Here is a 14,985-nt window from a genome sequence, read left to right on the forward strand (position 1 = left end):
CGAACTGGGTTTCGGGCGGCCAATGCCGGTCATGATGCGCTACCGGCGTTCGGCACCGGGAGGAGCCTTACTTGATGTAGCCGCCTTCGGTCATCGCCGCGGTGGCGGCGTCCTGGGCCTGCTTCAGCGCGTCGTCGACGCTCGACTGGCCGGCAAGAGCGGCAGAGAAGAGCTGGCCGACGGTGGTGCCGAGGCCCTGGAATTCAGGAATGGCTACGAACTGCACGCCGACATAGGGCACCGGCTTGACGGTCGGATGCGTCGGATCGGCGGCGTTGATGGAGTCCAGCGTCATCTTCGCGAAGGGCGCCGCCTTCTGGTACTCCGGATTGGCGTAGAGCGAGGAGCGCGTGCCCGGAGGAACGTTGGCCCAGCCCTCCTTCGAGGCGACCAGGTCGGCATAGTGCTTGCTGGTTGCCCATGACACGAACTTCTCGGCGGCGTCCGCCTTCTTGGTGCCGGCGGGGATGGCCAGCGACCAGGCCCACAGCCAGTTGCCGCGCTTGCCGAGGCCGGTGTCCGGCGCAAGCGCATAGCCGACCTTGTCGGCCACCTGCGAGGCCTTCGGGTCCGAGACGAAGGAAGCGGCGACCGTGGCGTCGATCCACATGCCGCACTTGCCCTGCTGGAACAGCGCCAGGTTCTCGTTGAAGCCGTTGGACGAAGCGCCTTCCGGACCGTCGGCCTTCATCAGGTCGACATAGAACTGCAGCGTGTTCTTCCATTCCGGCTGATCGAACTGCGGCTTCCAGTTCTCGTCGAACCAGCGGGCGCCGAAGGAGTTCGACATGGCGGTGAGGAAGGCCATGTTCTCGCCCCAGCCGGCCTTGCCGCGCAGGCACACGCCGTTCACGCCGTTGGCGCGGTCGGTCATCTTGTCGGCGGCCTGCTTGATGAAGTCCCAGGTCGGCGCGTCGGGCATCTTGAGGCCGGCCTTCTCCATCAGGTCCTTGCGGTACATGACGAAGGAGCTTTCGCCGTAGAAGGGCGCGGCATAGAGCTTGCCGTCGACCGAGAGGCCGCCGGCGATGGCCGGGATGATGTCCTTGACGTCGTACTCGTCGCCGAGCTTGTCGAGCGGCAAGAGCCAGCTCTGCTTGGCCCAGATCGGTACCTCGTAGGTGCCGATGGTCATGACGTCGTACTGGCCGCCCTTGGTGGCGATGTCGGTGGTGACGCGCTCGCGCAGCACGTTCTCTTCGAGCGTGACCCAGTTGAGCTGGATATCGGGGTTAGCCTTGGTGAAGTCGTCCGTCAGCTTCTGCATGCGGACCATGTCGCCATTGTTGACGGTGGCGATGGTGATGGATTCGGCATGCGCGGCGAGCGCAAGGGCGCTGGCCGACAACATGCCCAGGGTGAGCGTGCGAAGTTTCATCAATTCCTCCCTAAAACCAAGATGAGCATTTGCCTTGGCTGTGGGCAATTACTCACTAAGTGTGAATTATGTCAAGCGGAATCGATGCTGCAACGCAGCACAAATCCGCGCCGCACCCGGTCGGGGCGGCGCGGCGAAGCTCCGGCCTGGAGGTTGCTTTGCCGTGTCCCGGCTACTGGCAGGCGATCTCGGCGAGGATCCAGTCGCGGAAGGCGCGGATCTTCGGCACGTTGCGCCGGGCCGTGGGATAGACCAGCCAGTAGGCATGGCCGTCGTCGCCGACCAGGTCGAAGGGCTGGACGAGGCGGCCATCGGCGAGCTCGTCCTTGAACAGCGCCCTGGTCAGGATCGCCACGCCGTGGCCGGCCATCGCGGCATTCGCCTCGTAGGCCTGCGCGCCCATGCTGGAGCCGGGCCGGCTGGCGAGGTCATGCCTGGCGACACCGGCCGCCTCGAACCATTGCGTCCACCAGACATCGCCGGGATCGAGGATCGGCAGCCGCAAGAGATCCGCCGGCTGCTTGACCCCGCCAATGCTCGCCGCAAGCTTCGGGCTCAGCATCGGCGTGAAATCGGCGTCGAGCAGTTTGTGCGCCTCCAGGCCCGGCCATTTGCCGCCGCCCGAGCGAATGGCGAGATCGACATCCTCGCGCGCGAAATCGGTCAGGCGGCTCGAGGTATCGAGCCGCACGGCAAGCGCGGGATGGGCAAGCTGGAAGGAGCCCAGATGCTGCGCCAGCCAGTTCGAGGCAAAGGTCAGCACGGTGGTTACGCACAGCAAGCCGTCGGCGCCGCCACGCGCGGCGGCGTAGGCCTGCCCCAGGATGGCAAAGGCCTCGCTGACTGCGGGCGCCAGGCGCCGGCCGGGCTCGGTCAGCTCGATCTGCTTGGGACGGCGCAGGAACAGCGGCGCGCCGATGCGTTCCTCGAGCAGCTTGATCTGGTAGCTCGCGGCGGCCTGGGTCATGCCGAGTTCCTGCGCTGCCCTGGTGAAGGAGAGATGCCGGGCCACGGCTTCGAACACCCGGATCGCCTGCAGAGGCGGTAGCGGCGCAAGCTGCGGGGAGCTCAGATCGGGCATAAAACCTCCTTATGGGTCATGATCGAGGTTTAATTGGAAGCGCGAAGCCGCCAACCCGATATTTGGGGTCGACGATCAATCCAGTTCAAGCATGGCGAAGGCTGACGATCATGACCACGATGCAGGAAAAATTCGTTTCGACCCCGGCACGTAGTTGGATTTCGCTGCTGGCGCGTGAATTTTCATGGTTCGCCAGCCGCAAGCGCGGTTATGTCGATATCCGGGAATTGTCGCCGCATCTGCAGCGCGACATGGGTTTCCTCGACGGTAACGATCCGCGCGATCGCTACGAATAGCCGGCTCTCTTTTTATCAGTAAGCGCACCGATCATGGCGGATGGGCCCGGCGTGCCTCTGGTCATGTGCCGCCGAGCAGTGCCGCGGCCGTCCGCTCATCGGTGATCAGGCCGTTGACCAGCCGCCGGTTCGCGGCGGCCAGGATGCCCGGCAGCTTGCGCTCGCCCATGGCCAAAGCAATGACCAGCGATTTCTCGCGCGACGGCAAGGCGGCGGACGACACGCGGTCGTTGGTGATGCCTTCGATCATGCGGCCCTCGCGGTCGAACACCCAGCCGACGATCTCGGCGACGCCGCCGGCCTTCTGCAATGCCTTGAGCTCCACTTCCGAAATGAAGCCGTCCTCATAGAGCGGCGCCTTCGGGCCGAGATCGCCGATGCCGACGAAGGTGACGTCGGCCTCGGCGGCAAGCGCCAGCGTCGGCTGGATCATCGGCTGGCTGAGCAGCATGTCGCGCTCTTCCGGCGAGGAGGCGATGACCGGCAGCGGCATCGGGAAGGAGCGCGCCTTGACGCGGTCGGCCATGGTGAAGATGACGTTGTAGAAGGCCGCCGAGCCGTCGGGCGAGATGTTGCCGGTCAAGGACACGACCTTGTGCTGCGGACACTCCATCGGCGGCAACTGCTCGATCGCCGCCTTCAGCGTGCGCCCGGTGCCGATCGCCATGACGATCGGCGCGGCCGAACGCAGCCGCCGCTCGATCTCGGCCGCGGCCGCCTCGGCGACGCCGATCGTCGTCGAGGACGAGGTCGGGTCGCTCGGCACAACTTCGACCAGGTCGAGCGCGAAGCGCGACTTCAGCCGCGCGGCAAGGTCGAGGCAATTGGCGATCGGATGATCGACGCGGACCTTGATCAGGCCTTCCGACATCGCCAGCGACACCAGCCGCTGCGCCGTCTGCCTGGAAATGCCGAGCTTGGCGGCGATCTGGTCCTGCGTGTTGCCGGCAACATAGTAGAGCCAGCCGGCGCGCGCGGCGTCGTCCAACCTGGTGCTGCCGGTTTCCTGTCGCGAGTTCACATCCTGCCTCCCCAGCCCGCGCTTTGGCGGGCGCTCTAGATTACAGCGAATGCGTCGACGCGCAATTGCCAAATGAAAGGGCAATTGCTTGCGGCGAGCACTCGTCCCGGGCGGACCGATCAGCGCTTGCTTCAACCATTTGCCGGCGGGGCGGTTTATCTCGGCGGGGAAAGGCATTATGGGATCGGCGAAAGGAGCCTTGCATGACGCCGAAAGCGGTTTTCTGGGACATGGACGGAACGCTGGTCGACAGCGAGCCCCTGCATGAGGCGGCGCTGGTGGCCGCGTTGCGCAGCGTGGGCATCGCGCCGCCGACCGACCTGCATGAGCGGGTGCTTGGCGTCGCGGCATGGCCGGTCTACGAAATGCTGCGCGACCAGTTCGGCCTTGCGCTACCCTTCGACGACTGGATCGTGCGCAAATACGACCATTACCTGCCGATGGCCGAGACGCTGAGGCCGCGCCACGGCGCGATCGAGGTGTTCAACGAATTGCGGGCGCGGGGGGTCGAGCAGGCCGTGGTGTCCAATTCCGACCGGCTGATCGTCGACGCCAATCTGAGCGCCGTCGGTCTCGTCTATCCCGGCATGCACACGGTGAGCCGCAACGACGTGCGCCAAGGCAAGCCGCATGCGGAGCCCTTCCTGCGCGCCGCCTATCTCGCCGGCGTCGATCCGGCCGATGCGGTCGCGGTCGACGACAGCGTGACCGGCGCCATGGCCGGGCTGGCTGCGGGCATGAAGACGATCTTCTGGCCGGAGGCGCCGATGGAGGGGCCGCCCGGCGCGATCGTCATCAGCAGCGCCGATGAGCTGCGGGAAAAGCTGGGGCTGTAGGTCTCAGCTCCGGTAGACCGGCTCTTCCTCGTCGAGGATCGCCTTGAGTTCGGCGAGATGGCGCTCGGCCTGGCCGGGATAGTGGTCCATCTCGCTGGCCGTCTTTTCCGCGATCTCGTCGGAGAGCGTGCGCAGCGGCCGGCCGGTCCACAGCGCCTTGATATAGGTTTCGGCGGCGCGTTCGAAATAGAACATGCGGTTGAAGGCGTCGGCGACGGTGTCGCCGATGACCATGACGCCGTGATTGCCCATGACCATCACCTTGACCTTGGGATCGGTCAGAAGCTGCGAGCAGCGCTCGCCCTCTTCCTCGAAGGCGAGCCCGCCATAGTGCGCATCGACGACATGGCGGTTGAAGAACATGGCCGAGTTCTGGTCGATCGGCGGCAGCGTCGAGTCGGCCAGCGAAGCGAGCACCGTGGCGTGGATCGAATGCACATGCATGGCGCAGCGCGCGTGCGGCACGTTGCGATGGATGGCGCCGTGCAGGCCCCAGGCGGTCGGGTCGGGCGCGTTGGGGCCTGATAGCGTGTCGGGATCGTTGGCGTCGATCAGGAGCAGGTCGCTCGCTTTGATGCGCGAGAAATGCACCTGGTTCGGGTTCATCAGGAACTTCGTGCCGTCCTCGTTGACCGACAGCGAGAAGTGATTGGCCACCGCCTCGTGCATGTTGAGCCGCGCCGTCCAGCGGAAGGCGGCGGCGAGATCGACGCGCTCCTCGTAGTAAGGCAGGTTGGTCAACGTTTCCTTCTGCAGGCGGGCGATACTCATCGGCAATCCTCCGGTTTTCCAAAGAATGCCGCGCATGGCGGCGGCCAGCAACCGCAAACTGGTGGGTCAGGCGGCCCGGTGGATCAGGCCGCAGGCCGCGCCGACTGCAGCCCGCCCTGCTCGACGATGAAGTCGATCACCTCCTGCAGGCCCTTGCCGCGCGACAGGTCGGTAAAGCCGAAAGGCCGCTTGCCGCGCATGCGGGCGGCATCGCTTTCCATCACGTCGAGATTGACGTTCACATAGGGCGCGAGGTCGCTCTTGTTGATGATGAGGAAATCGGAGCGGGTGATGGCCGGTCCACCTTTCCTCGGGATCTCCTCGCCCTGGCAGACCGAGATGACATAGAGGGTGAGATCGGCGAGATCGGGCGAGAAGGTGGCGGCAAGATTGTCGCCGCCGGATTCGATGAAGATCACGTCGAGGTCGGGGAATTTGCGGTTCAGCTCGGCGATCGCCCGCAAATTGATCGAGGCGTCCTCGCGAATAGCCGTATGCGGGCAGCCACCGGTCTCGACGCCGACGATGCGTTCTTCCGGCAGCGCCTGCAGCCGGGCCAGCATCATGGCGTCTTCCCTGGTGTAGATGTCGTTGGTGACGACGGCGATCGAGAAGTGGTCGCGCAGCGCCTTGCAGAGCTTTTCGGTGAGCGTCGTCTTGCCGGAGCCGACGGGACCGCCGATGCCGATGCGCAAGGGACCGTTGGGCTGGGTCATGCCGGAAACTCCGTGATGGCTAGGATGGCGAAGCTCAGCCCGATCAGCAGGCAGAGCGGCGAATAGAGGCGCCGGTCCAGCCGCGCGAAAGGCTGCTCCGGCGTCAGCCGGCGCCACCAGGGCGTGAAGCCGGCAATGCCGCGGCCGAGGAAGACGAGGCCGATGAGCAAAGCGGTGGCCGCCAGCCCCTCTTTCGGGAAAGGCGCAGCGAAGACGCCGGCGAGCGCCAGCGGCCACAGTGTGGCGAGCGCCAGGCAGGCGGCGACGGCAAAGCTCGCAAAGGCCGAGGGCATTTCGTCGACGCCGCGAAAACCGACGACCGCACGCGCGCAGGATGCCTGATCGGTGCCGGGCCAGATGCCGCCGATGCCCCAATAGACATGCAGCGTGGTGATCAGCAGCAGGACGAAGGAGAGGATGAAGGCGAGGAGTATCATGTGCGGAATAGCCGCGAATACTGGGTTTCGTGCTTCATCGCCACGACGTCGGACATGAGGGCGCATCCGCCGAGGTCGTCGAGCGTGGACGTCGCGGCACGAGCGGCCGTCGCCAATGCCAAGGATTCGAAGCCGGCTAACAACGCGGTGGTATCGACCTGCCCCACAATGCCGAGCCGGATCGCGGCCTGCACGAGGTTGGAGAAGAAGGCCTGCATGAAGGCGGACAGCGCCTCCGCCAGGCCGATGCCGTGGCTGCCGGCAATCGCGCCGACGGCAACGCAATAGGGGCAATCGGCAGGCAGGCGCTGCAACGCCAGACACGGCCAGGCGGACGCCGCCTTGAGGAAAGCCGCGCCCTGCAGCATGGTTTCCATATGCCGCTCCCGCGAGCCGGCAAGCGCCTCGGCAAGTGCCGCAACCTCGCTGAGATCGCCGCCGTCATGCGCTCGGCGCCAGCTCTCGGCGAACAGCACCGCATCGTTCCAGCCCGAGCCCATCTCGACCAGCGTCTCCAGCCATTCGGCGAGTGTCTCGCGATCGGCGACAAGCCCGTCATGCACGGCGCGTTCGAGGCCGTGGCTGTAGGAGAAGCCGCCGACCGGAAAGGATGGCGACAGCCAAGCCATCAGGCGCAGAAGCGCTATGGACGACGGCTGGTCAGTCATGGTGGTGGTGTTGATGGTGGTCATGGTCATGGTGGTGATGATCATGATGGCCGTGGTGATCATGCGCATGGTGATCGTGGCCATGCCCATGGCCGGAATAGGCGCCGCGCACCGGGTTGAACGGTTCCGACACCTCGCTCACTCTTGCGTCGAGCCCTTCCAGCATCGCCTTGATGACATCGTCGCGCAGGATGAGGATGCGGTCCGCCTCGATCGCCGCCGCGAGATGACGGTTGCCGATATGCCAGGCAAGCTCGGTGAGATGCACGGCATCACGGGCGCGAATGTCGTAGACCTCTTCCGGCGCCGCGACGATTTCGAGCTGACGGCCATCCTCCAGCACCAGCCGATCGCCATTGCCGAGCGCCACCGGCTCGGGCAGATCGACCAGAACCTTGTCGCCGGCCGCCGTTTCGATGGCGCGGCGGCGCAAGTGCCGCTCGTCGTGCGGCAACACCGCCTTGTCGAAAGGTGTCGCCGCTCCGGCCCCTCCGGCTGGCAGCACCGAGACGGCGCGGGGGAATTTGGTGAAATCGGTATTGATGTTGAGCTTCATCTCATGGCTCCGCCATTAGAGCGCCGCGCGTCCCCTTGGACGCGCAAAGGACGCTCTAACACTTTTGAATCTATGCATCGTGCTTTCCGAAAATCGATTCCGATTTTCGGGCCGATGCATTGGCCTGCGCCCGCGCACGGGCAGGACGCTGCAACACACGATCGAAATAGGCATTGACCCGCTCGGATTCGATCGGGAACCGTCCGGCGCGGGCCCAGCCGCCCATGTCGCCGAGCAGCACGTCGACGGCTGAAAAGCGTTCGCCCAGAGCAAAGGACCGGTCGCCCAGCCGGCGATCCAGCGCCTTCACCTCCGAAGCGAAATCATGCGCCGCGGCACGGCCAACATCGACGCGCACCTCCTTGGGCAAGAGGAAGCGGTGGCGCAGCTTGTTCCACAGCGGCGCTTCGAGCTCGCTCTGGGCGAAATGCATCCAGGAATCCATCTCGGCGCGGCCGGCGAGGCCGGGATTGGCCCCCATGCCCTTATCGGCATGCTTGTCGGCCAGGTAGACGCAGATCGCCGCCGAATCCGTGATTTTCAGATCGCCGTCGATCAGGATCGGCACCTTGCCGGAAGGGTTCAGCGCATAGGCCTCCGGCGAGCGCAGCTTGACCTCGACGAACTCATAGGGCTGCCCGAGTTCCTCGAGCATCCAGAGCACCCGGCTGACCCGGGAACCTCGCGATCCGACGGCCTTGTACATGGTTGAACCTTGCCTTTCCCGAGGACCCTAGACCATAGCGCTCGCTCAGACGATGGTGTCGAAGAGCCGCAGGATGAACGAAACCTGGTAGATCAGCACGACCGCGACGAAGGCGATGTGGAAGCGTTTGTCGCGCACCAGGATCGCGGCGATGCAGAGCGCGACGAAGACCGGCGTGCGGAACAGATACTCGTTGCCGAAGCGGGCAAAATGCTCCGGCCCCTTGAGCAGCGTGTCGATGACGTCGAGCAGATAGGTCGCCGCCAAGAGGCCGAAGAACCAGGCGCGGCGCGAGTAGAAATAGTCCTCGTAGCTGGTGTAATCGAGCATCGAATCCGGGAACAGCAGCGCGCACATCAAAAACAGCGTGATGGCGTAGAAGATGATGAAAAGATATTTGCCGAAGGTCCATGATTCGATGGCGTAGAGCCCGAACTCCCACCACCAGAAATGCACCAGCATCAGAAGCACCGAGCCGACCCAGGCGACGTGCACGGGATAGAGCTTGTATTGGCCGGGATGCTGGACGATGCGGGCAACCCCGGACAGCAGCCGGGTGACGCCAAGCCCAATCACCATGCCCATGACGATGCGGATATGCGGGAAGATGTCGTGCGGAGAGGCGATTTCGGTGGCCATCTACGAACAGACTCGATCGTTGCCGTCAGTCATACCAGAGCCATAGCTTTCGGTAGCCCGCCGGAATCTCGACCTGTTCGGCCGGCAGATGATCTACGTCGCCTTCCCAGGTTTCGTCCGGCTCAAACCCGGGCGGCAGCCAATCCATGACATCTTCTTCGCCGGCGCGCGTTGTGATGACGACCTTGTCCGAGAACGGCCATTCTCCATCATCGCACTGAACAATCGCTATCCGAACGTCATGGACGGCAGGCCTTTTTCGTATCGCCTGGAATGTGGCCAGAATTGCATCATTGTCCGGCGCCTCAGGACTGTTGCACAACAATCCTGCCTCGCCTTCGGCCCCATCGAAATACTCTTCCAGCGTGACAAGCGGCATAGTAAGCGGTGCGACGCCACCATTGTATTTCTTCAGCGCGCCCATCCTGGATATCAGGGTCTGTCTCTTTTGTTGATCCATGGTGGGTCCAATGCTTTGCGGGCGCACCGACTCTAGAACAGAAAATACCTCTGCGCCATCGGCAGCACGGTCGCCGGTTCGCAGGTCAGCAACTCGCCGTCGGCGCGCACCTCGTAGGTTTCCGGATCGACCTCGACGTGAGGCGTGGCATCGTTGAGCACCATGGAGTGCTTGCCAATGCCGCCGCGCGTGTTCTCGACCGCGACCATCGCCTTGTCGACGCGCAGCCGGTCCTGCAGGCCGGCATCGAAGGCGGCCTTCGAGACGAAGGTTACCGACGAGTTGGTCAGCGCCTTGCCGTAGGCGCCGAACATCGGCCGGAAGTGCATCGGCTGCGGCGTCGGGATCGAAGCGTTGGGATCGCCCATCGGGGCGGCGGCGATCGAGCCGCCGACCAGCACCATCTCCGGCTTGACGCCGAAGAAGGCCGGATTCCACAGCACGAGATCGGCGCGCTTTCCCGCCGTCACCGAGCCGATCTCCCTCGACAGGCCGTGCGCGATGGCCGGATTGATGGTGTATTTGGCGATGTAGCGGCGAACGCGGAAGTTGTCGTTGTCGCCGCTCTCCTGCGGCAGCGCGCCGCGCTGGCGCTTCATCTTGTCGGCGGTCTGCCAGCAGCGAATCGCCACCTCGCCGACGCGGCCCATCGCCTGGCTGTCGGAAGAGATGATCGAGAAGGCGCCGATGTCGTGGAGGATGTCCTCGGCCGCGATCGTTTCCTTGCGGATGCGGCTTTCGGCGAAGGCGATGTCCTCGGGGATCGACGGCGACAGATGATGGCAGACCATCAGCATATCGAGATGCTCGGCGAGCGTGTTGACGGTGTAGGGCCTTGTCGGGTTGGTCGAGGACGGGATGACGTTGGGCAGGCCGCAGACCTTGATGATGTCGGGCGCATGGCCGCCGCCGGCGCCCTCGGTGTGGAAGGCATGGATGGTGCGGCCCTTGATGGCTGCCACCGTGTTCTCGACGAAGCCGGATTCGTTCAGCGTGTCGGTGTGGATCATCACCTGCACGTCATAGTCGTCGGCGACCGACAGGCAGCAGTCTATGGCGGCCGGCGTCGTGCCCCAGTCCTCATGCAGCTTCAGCGAACAGGCGCCCGCAAGCACCATTTCCTCCAGCGCCGCCGGCCGCGAGGCATTGCCCTTGCCGGACAGGCCGATATTCATCGGGAAGGCGTCGAAGGACTGGATCATGCGCGCCATGTGCCAGGGGCCCGGCGTGCAGGTGGTGGCCAGCGTGCCATGCGCCGGACCGGTGCCACCGCCGAGCATGGTGGTGATGCCGCTCATCAGCGCTTCCTCGATCTGCTGCGGGCAGATGAAGTGGATATGCGCATCGAAGCCGCCGGCGGTAAGGATCTTGCCCTCGCCGGCGATGATCTCGGTGCCGGGGCCGATTATGATGGTGACGCCGCCTTGCGTGTCCGGGTTGCCGGCCTTGCCGATGGCCGCGATGCGGCCGTCCTTCAGGCCGATATCGGCCTTGACGATGCCGGCCAGCGCATCGACGACCAGCGCGTTGGTGATGACGGTATCGACGGCGCCCTCGGCCCGCGCGACCTGGCTCTGGCCCATGCCGTCGCGGATGACCTTGCCGCCGCCGAACTTCACCTCCTCGCCATGGACGGTGAAATCCTTCTCGACCTCGATGAAAAGCTCGGTGTCGGCCAGCCGCACCTTGTCGCCGACCGTCGGGCCATACATCTGGGCATAGGCGGCACGGGTAATTCTGGCCATCAGCGATTGCTCCCGAAAGTGAGGTTGCCGAAAGTGGGGATTGGGCGTGGGGCGCACATTCTCGCCATCCAATGGTCACGCAATGACCCGCCCGGCGACACCTTCCGATCCCATTTGGCGGTTGAGGTGGCCGAGTCAGCCCAAAACCACCGTTTGCCAAACCGATGGAAGGAATATCCATGCGTAAAGCGATATTTTTCGCCGTGACCGCCACCTTGATAATGGCGGGCGCTGCGAGCGCCCAGCAGCAGCCCCAGCCAAGCCCGGCGCCGGCCGCACCTGCTCCCGCCGCGCCCCAAGGCCAGACGCCCAAGCCGCCGACGATCGAGAGCGTCAGCATCGTCGACATCACGGAACTGCCGAAGGACACGCAGACGCAGGTCAACCAGATCGTGGCGCAGCGCGGCGACGCCGGCCTGCAGACATTGCGCAAATCGATCGACGCGACGCCCAAGGTGAAGTCGGCGCTCGAAGCCAAGGGCATAACCTCGGCGCAGGTGATTGCCGCCAGCCTGCAGCCCAACGGCGCGCTGACCCTGATCACCAAGAAGGCAAGCTGATCGGGACATTTCGTCCGGGAGGCGCTGGCGAGCCGACTCCGGGCCTGCCGGCGCCAAGCCTGAGGGAACCTCCGCCCAATAAGAGTCGTTTCGCCTTTTTCGCCCCGCCGGAAGTTCAGTCAGGAGCGATCGATGACGGACACTGTGGGCATTAAAATCGCGATCCGTGCCATGACAGCGGCGGCGCTTCTGATGGCCGCCGTCCCGCAGTCCGCGTTCCCGGCGCAGCCCCTCGAGAGCAACAAGCCGGGTACGATGATCGTCGATTCCGACATCCGGCAGGAGGAAGCGCTGTCGAAGACGGAAGCGGGCAAGGTCATCACCGCGATAGACCGCACGCGCGAGAACATCGGCACGGTGCGCAAGACGACCAAGCTCGACAGCGTCGACATCGTCTTCCTGACCGATGCCGCGCGCAGCGAGGGCGGACCGCCGCCTGCGATCGAGAACAAGGTGAAGCAGCATCAGGACGATGTCGCGGAACTGCGCCAGGAGATCGAGGCCAACGCGCTGCTCTTCAATGCCATCGATTCGCGACGCGTGCTCGCCGAGGACGTGCTCGCCGTCGAGTTCGACAATCCGGGCAAGATCGTCATCTACGCCGCCGCCAAGCCGCCGAAGTGATTTGAGCCGGGCGCCGGACCTCACAGCTTGCCCATCACCTTCTGCTGGAATCCATAGACCTCGCGCTTGCCGCCGAGCGGCACCAGCGTGACGTCGCGTTCCTGGCCCGGCTCGAAGCGCATGGCCGTGCCGGCGGCGATGTCGAGCCGCATGCCGCGGGCGCGCTCGCGGTCGAATTTCAGGCCTTCGTTGGTCTCGAAGAAATGATAGTGGCTGCCGACCTGGATCGGCCGGTCACCGCTGTTGGCGACCTTGAGCGTCACCGTCGGCAGGCCCTTGTTCAGCTCGATATCGCCTTTGGCGGTGATGACTTCGCCGGGGATCATCGTCGTCCTCACAGCATGCCGAAGGCAAGGCCGACGCCGACCGCGGCGCAGGCGGCGCCGGCAGCACGCGCCAGGCCGCGGAAACGCAGGCCAAGGCCGAGCGCGGCGGCGATGCCGATGGCATGAAGGAGCGCCGTCGCAACAGCGAAACCCGCCATATATTCGAGGCCGCCGGCATTCTCCGGCACTTCGGCGCCGTGCGCGTGGCCGTGGAACAAAGCAAACAGGCCGATGATGGCCACACCCGCGGAGACCGGCAGGTCGACCGCCAGCGCGACCAGCAAGCCGAGCGCCACGACCGAGGCAAGGATGGCCGGCTCGACGAAGGGCACCGGCACATACAGCATGCCGAGCGCGCCGCCGACCAGCATCACGCCGACAAAGGCGAGCGGCCATGCCCACACCGCCCGGCCGCCCTTCATCGCCGCCCACAGGCCGACGGCGATCATCACCGCCAAATGGTCGAGGCCGGACAGCGGATGCGCGAAACCGGCAGCGAAGGAAGAGGTGGTGCCGATGCCGACATGGGCGTAGGCCGGCATGGCGGCTGCCAGGAAGAGGATCGCGGCGAGCGTGGTGCGTTTCGTCGAAGCGGAAATCATGTGCGCGTCTTTCCTTCTGTAAATTGCCGGGTCAGGCGACCTTGCGGGGGCCGCAGCCTTCCGCCTTGAGCACGCGCTTGGCCGAGGCCCGGTATTTCCTCAGCATTGCCGCGGGCCGGACCGGCCGCGGCGCAAAATTGCCGCCGCAGTTCGGGCACACGCCGGCAAGCAAGCCCTCCGCGCAACTGATGCAGAACGTGCATTCGAAGGTGCATATCCGCGCATCCGTCGCCTCGGGCGGCAGATCCCTGTCGCAGCATTCGCAATTGGGCCTGAGCTCCAGCATCGGTCCTCCCTTCGCCTGATGGCCCTCACCTGATCGGCCCTCACCTGATCGGCTCGTGCACGGTCACCAGCTTGGTGCCGTCGGGAAACGTCGCCTCGACCTGGACGTCGTGGATCATCTCGGCGATGCCGTCCATGACCTGGGCGCGGGTGACGACATGCGCGCCAGCCTCCATCAGCTCGGCCACCGAGCGGCCGTCGCGGGCGCCCTCGACGACGAAGTCGGTGATCAGCGCGATCGCCTCCGGATGGTTGAGCTTGACGCCGCGCTCCAGCCGCTTGCGCGCCACGATCGCCGCCATGGCGATCAGCAGCTTGTCTTTTTCACGCGGCGTCAGATTCATGCGTCTTCCCGGTATTCAAGATCAACCATTCGAGGTCAGAGTGACCATAATTTGGGCAGGCCCGCCCGTCCGTTGAGCAGTTCGACGAGCGGAACCAGCCGCTTGCGGAGCTGGTAGCCGTCGCCGGCGGTGAGCCTCGCAAGAAGCTTGCCAGATTGCCCGACGCTCCAAAAGCTGGCGCCGCCCTGATCAGCGATGATCGCGCGCGCCGGCTCCAGCAGGGCTTCCGCCCGCGGGGACACGAGAAGCAGCGTTGCGATTGCGCGCGCACCGCCGGCCACCGCCCGGCGCTGAAGGCCGGCCGCGATATCCGGCCCGATGCGAAAATCCTCGGCATGGATGAGCCTGCCGTCCTGGCGGACCCGCCAGCGGTCGTGGAAATTGCCCAGAACCGCCTGCTCGCCCATCGCCAGCCGGCCGAACAATGTCGCCTCCAACAGCAGCACCTCGGCGCTTCCCGCAAGCGTCACATCGAGCGTCCTCGCAAAGGCCGCCCGGTCGAAGACGATCGTCTCCTGCGGCAGCCAGGCAATCCCGCCGCCGGCGCCGACATCCAGGCTGACTGTCGTCTCGGCGCGATCGGAGGCGGCGCGATAGATTTTCTCACAGGCCTGGGTGGTGATGGAGGCCGAAGCACCATCGCCGACCTCGATCTCCCAGCCAAGCCGGTCGCCGCCGGTCAATCCGCCGGCCGTGTTGATGAGCACCGCCTCCAGCGGGTCGCCTTGCACCGCGGGCATGCGAATCTTGGCCGATCCGTCCTGGTAGAGACGTTGAAGGCGGGTCCGGCCGCCGCTTTTGCCGCAGAAAAGCCTGCCTCGCCCGGCAACACGTTGGGCGGCAAGCGGAGTATCGTCGATCATGTCCACGACGCCAACGTTAAGCACTCCGGCGGCTTTGTCGATATATAGCTTGTTGCTTGACATCGTTTCGG

21 protein-coding genes are annotated in these 14,985 nt (G+C 65.1%); 4 read left to right on the forward strand and 17 right to left on the reverse strand.

The features are described 5' to 3' along the window. Positions 1-67: 67 nt before the first annotated feature. On the reverse strand, positions 68-1,378 hold the full coding sequence (locus EJ067_RS15045) for a sugar ABC transporter substrate-binding protein (protein WP_126086441.1): 1,311 nt from the start codon (positions 1,376-1,378) through the stop codon (positions 68-70). 172 nt (positions 1,379-1,550) lie between these two features. Further along, on the reverse strand, positions 1,551-2,459 hold the full coding sequence (gene gcvA / locus EJ067_RS15050) for a transcriptional regulator GcvA (protein ID WP_126086442.1): 909 nt from the start codon (positions 2,457-2,459) through the stop codon (positions 1,551-1,553). A gap of 110 nt (positions 2,460-2,569) precedes the next feature. Here gcvA and EJ067_RS15055 point away from each other — a divergent pair, with 110 nt between their 5' ends. Then, entirely contained in the window at positions 2,570-2,755 is a 186-nt protein-coding gene (locus tag EJ067_RS15055) for a hypothetical protein (RefSeq protein WP_126086443.1), read from the forward strand. A gap of 61 nt (positions 2,756-2,816) precedes the next feature. On the opposite strand, the gene EJ067_RS15060 is transcribed toward EJ067_RS15055, so the two are convergent. Then, the gene (locus EJ067_RS15060; RefSeq protein ID WP_126086444.1) at positions 2,817-3,776 is read right to left on the reverse strand and encodes a sugar-binding transcriptional regulator; all 960 of its coding nucleotides are present in this window, start codon (positions 3,774-3,776) and stop codon (positions 2,817-2,819) included. Positions 3,777-3,979: 203 nt separating this feature from the next. Here EJ067_RS15060 and EJ067_RS15065 point away from each other — a divergent pair, with 203 nt between their 5' ends. Then, positions 3,980-4,612 (forward strand): HAD family phosphatase, encoded by a 633-nt coding sequence (locus tag EJ067_RS15065; RefSeq protein ID WP_126086445.1) that lies wholly within the window; start codon positions 3,980-3,982, stop codon positions 4,610-4,612. Positions 4,613-4,615: 3 nt separating this feature from the next. Here the strand turns inward: EJ067_RS15065 and EJ067_RS15070 are convergent, their stop codons facing one another. The 9 genes from EJ067_RS15070 to ureC form a co-directional block, all read right to left on the reverse strand. Beyond that, complete coding sequence (locus EJ067_RS15070) at positions 4,616-5,383, reverse strand: class II aldolase and adducin N-terminal domain-containing protein (RefSeq protein ID WP_126086446.1); 768 nt, start codon at positions 5,381-5,383, stop codon at positions 4,616-4,618. A gap of 83 nt (positions 5,384-5,466) precedes the next feature. Beyond that, positions 5,467-6,099, reverse strand: coding sequence for an urease accessory protein UreG (gene ureG / locus EJ067_RS15075; RefSeq protein ID WP_126086447.1), 633 nt, complete (start codon positions 6,097-6,099; stop codon positions 5,467-5,469). Then, positions 6,096-6,536: a DUF3995 domain-containing protein gene (locus EJ067_RS15080; protein ID WP_126086448.1), complete on the reverse strand. Its 441-nt coding sequence runs from the start codon at positions 6,534-6,536 to the stop codon at positions 6,096-6,098. The genes ureG and EJ067_RS15080 overlap by 4 nt, the downstream gene beginning before the upstream one ends. Next, positions 6,533-7,204 (reverse strand): urease accessory protein UreF, encoded by a 672-nt coding sequence (locus EJ067_RS15085; protein WP_126089624.1) that lies wholly within the window; start codon positions 7,202-7,204, stop codon positions 6,533-6,535. Before EJ067_RS15085 ends, EJ067_RS15080 begins: the two co-directional genes overlap by 4 nt. Continuing rightward, positions 7,197-7,760, reverse strand: a complete 564-nt coding sequence (locus tag EJ067_RS15090; protein ID WP_126086449.1) for an urease accessory protein UreE — start codon at positions 7,758-7,760, stop codon at positions 7,197-7,199. Before EJ067_RS15090 ends, EJ067_RS15085 begins: the two co-directional genes overlap by 8 nt. Positions 7,761-7,830: 70 nt before the next feature. Next, on the reverse strand, positions 7,831-8,466 hold the full coding sequence (locus tag EJ067_RS15095; RefSeq protein ID WP_126086450.1) for a glutathione S-transferase family protein: 636 nt from the start codon (positions 8,464-8,466) through the stop codon (positions 7,831-7,833). A 45-nt stretch (positions 8,467-8,511) separates the two neighbouring features. Further along, positions 8,512-9,105, reverse strand: coding sequence for a hypothetical protein (locus tag EJ067_RS15100; protein ID WP_126086451.1), 594 nt, complete (start codon positions 9,103-9,105; stop codon positions 8,512-8,514). A gap of 25 nt (positions 9,106-9,130) precedes the next feature. Then, positions 9,131-9,529: a hypothetical protein gene (locus EJ067_RS15105; protein ID WP_126086452.1), complete on the reverse strand. Its 399-nt coding sequence runs from the start codon at positions 9,527-9,529 to the stop codon at positions 9,131-9,133. Positions 9,530-9,597: 68 nt separating this feature from the next. Further along, a complete protein-coding gene (ureC, locus tag EJ067_RS15110; protein ID WP_189510763.1) occupies positions 9,598-11,313 on the reverse strand; it encodes an urease subunit alpha in 1,716 nt (571 codons plus the stop codon). 176 nt (positions 11,314-11,489) lie between these two features. Between ureC and EJ067_RS15115 the strand changes: the two genes are divergently transcribed. Both EJ067_RS15115 and EJ067_RS15120 read left to right on the forward strand, forming a co-directional pair. Next, positions 11,490-11,870, forward strand: a complete 381-nt coding sequence (locus tag EJ067_RS15115) for a hypothetical protein (protein ID WP_126086454.1) — start codon at positions 11,490-11,492, stop codon at positions 11,868-11,870. 132 nt (positions 11,871-12,002) lie between these two features. Further along, the gene (locus EJ067_RS15120) at positions 12,003-12,494 is read left to right on the forward strand and encodes a hypothetical protein (protein WP_126086455.1); all 492 of its coding nucleotides are present in this window, start codon (positions 12,003-12,005) and stop codon (positions 12,492-12,494) included. A gap of 20 nt (positions 12,495-12,514) precedes the next feature. Here the strand turns inward: EJ067_RS15120 and EJ067_RS15125 are convergent, their stop codons facing one another. The 5 genes from EJ067_RS15125 to EJ067_RS15145 are packed head-to-tail and all read right to left on the reverse strand — an operon-like array spanning position 12,515 to position 14,920. Beyond that, on the reverse strand, positions 12,515-12,820 hold the full coding sequence (locus EJ067_RS15125) for an urease subunit beta (protein ID WP_095799089.1): 306 nt from the start codon (positions 12,818-12,820) through the stop codon (positions 12,515-12,517). Positions 12,821-12,828: 8 nt separating this feature from the next. Next, positions 12,829-13,422: a HupE/UreJ family protein gene (locus EJ067_RS15130; RefSeq protein ID WP_126086456.1), complete on the reverse strand. Its 594-nt coding sequence runs from the start codon at positions 13,420-13,422 to the stop codon at positions 12,829-12,831. A gap of 31 nt (positions 13,423-13,453) precedes the next feature. Then, the gene (locus EJ067_RS15135) at positions 13,454-13,708 is read right to left on the reverse strand and encodes a DUF1272 domain-containing protein (RefSeq protein WP_126086457.1); all 255 of its coding nucleotides are present in this window, start codon (positions 13,706-13,708) and stop codon (positions 13,454-13,456) included. A gap of 40 nt (positions 13,709-13,748) precedes the next feature. Further along, positions 13,749-14,051, reverse strand: a complete 303-nt coding sequence (locus tag EJ067_RS15140; protein WP_059188709.1) for an urease subunit gamma — start codon at positions 14,049-14,051, stop codon at positions 13,749-13,751. 35 nt (positions 14,052-14,086) lie between these two features. Continuing rightward, positions 14,087-14,920 (reverse strand): urease accessory protein UreD, encoded by an 834-nt coding sequence (locus tag EJ067_RS15145; RefSeq protein WP_189510766.1) that lies wholly within the window; start codon positions 14,918-14,920, stop codon positions 14,087-14,089. Positions 14,921-14,985: the final 65 nt, after the last annotated feature.

The sequence above is a fragment of the Mesorhizobium sp. M1D.F.Ca.ET.043.01.1.1 genome (assembly GCF_003952385.1).
In the GTDB taxonomy this organism is placed as follows: domain Bacteria; phylum Pseudomonadota; class Alphaproteobacteria; order Rhizobiales; family Rhizobiaceae; genus Mesorhizobium.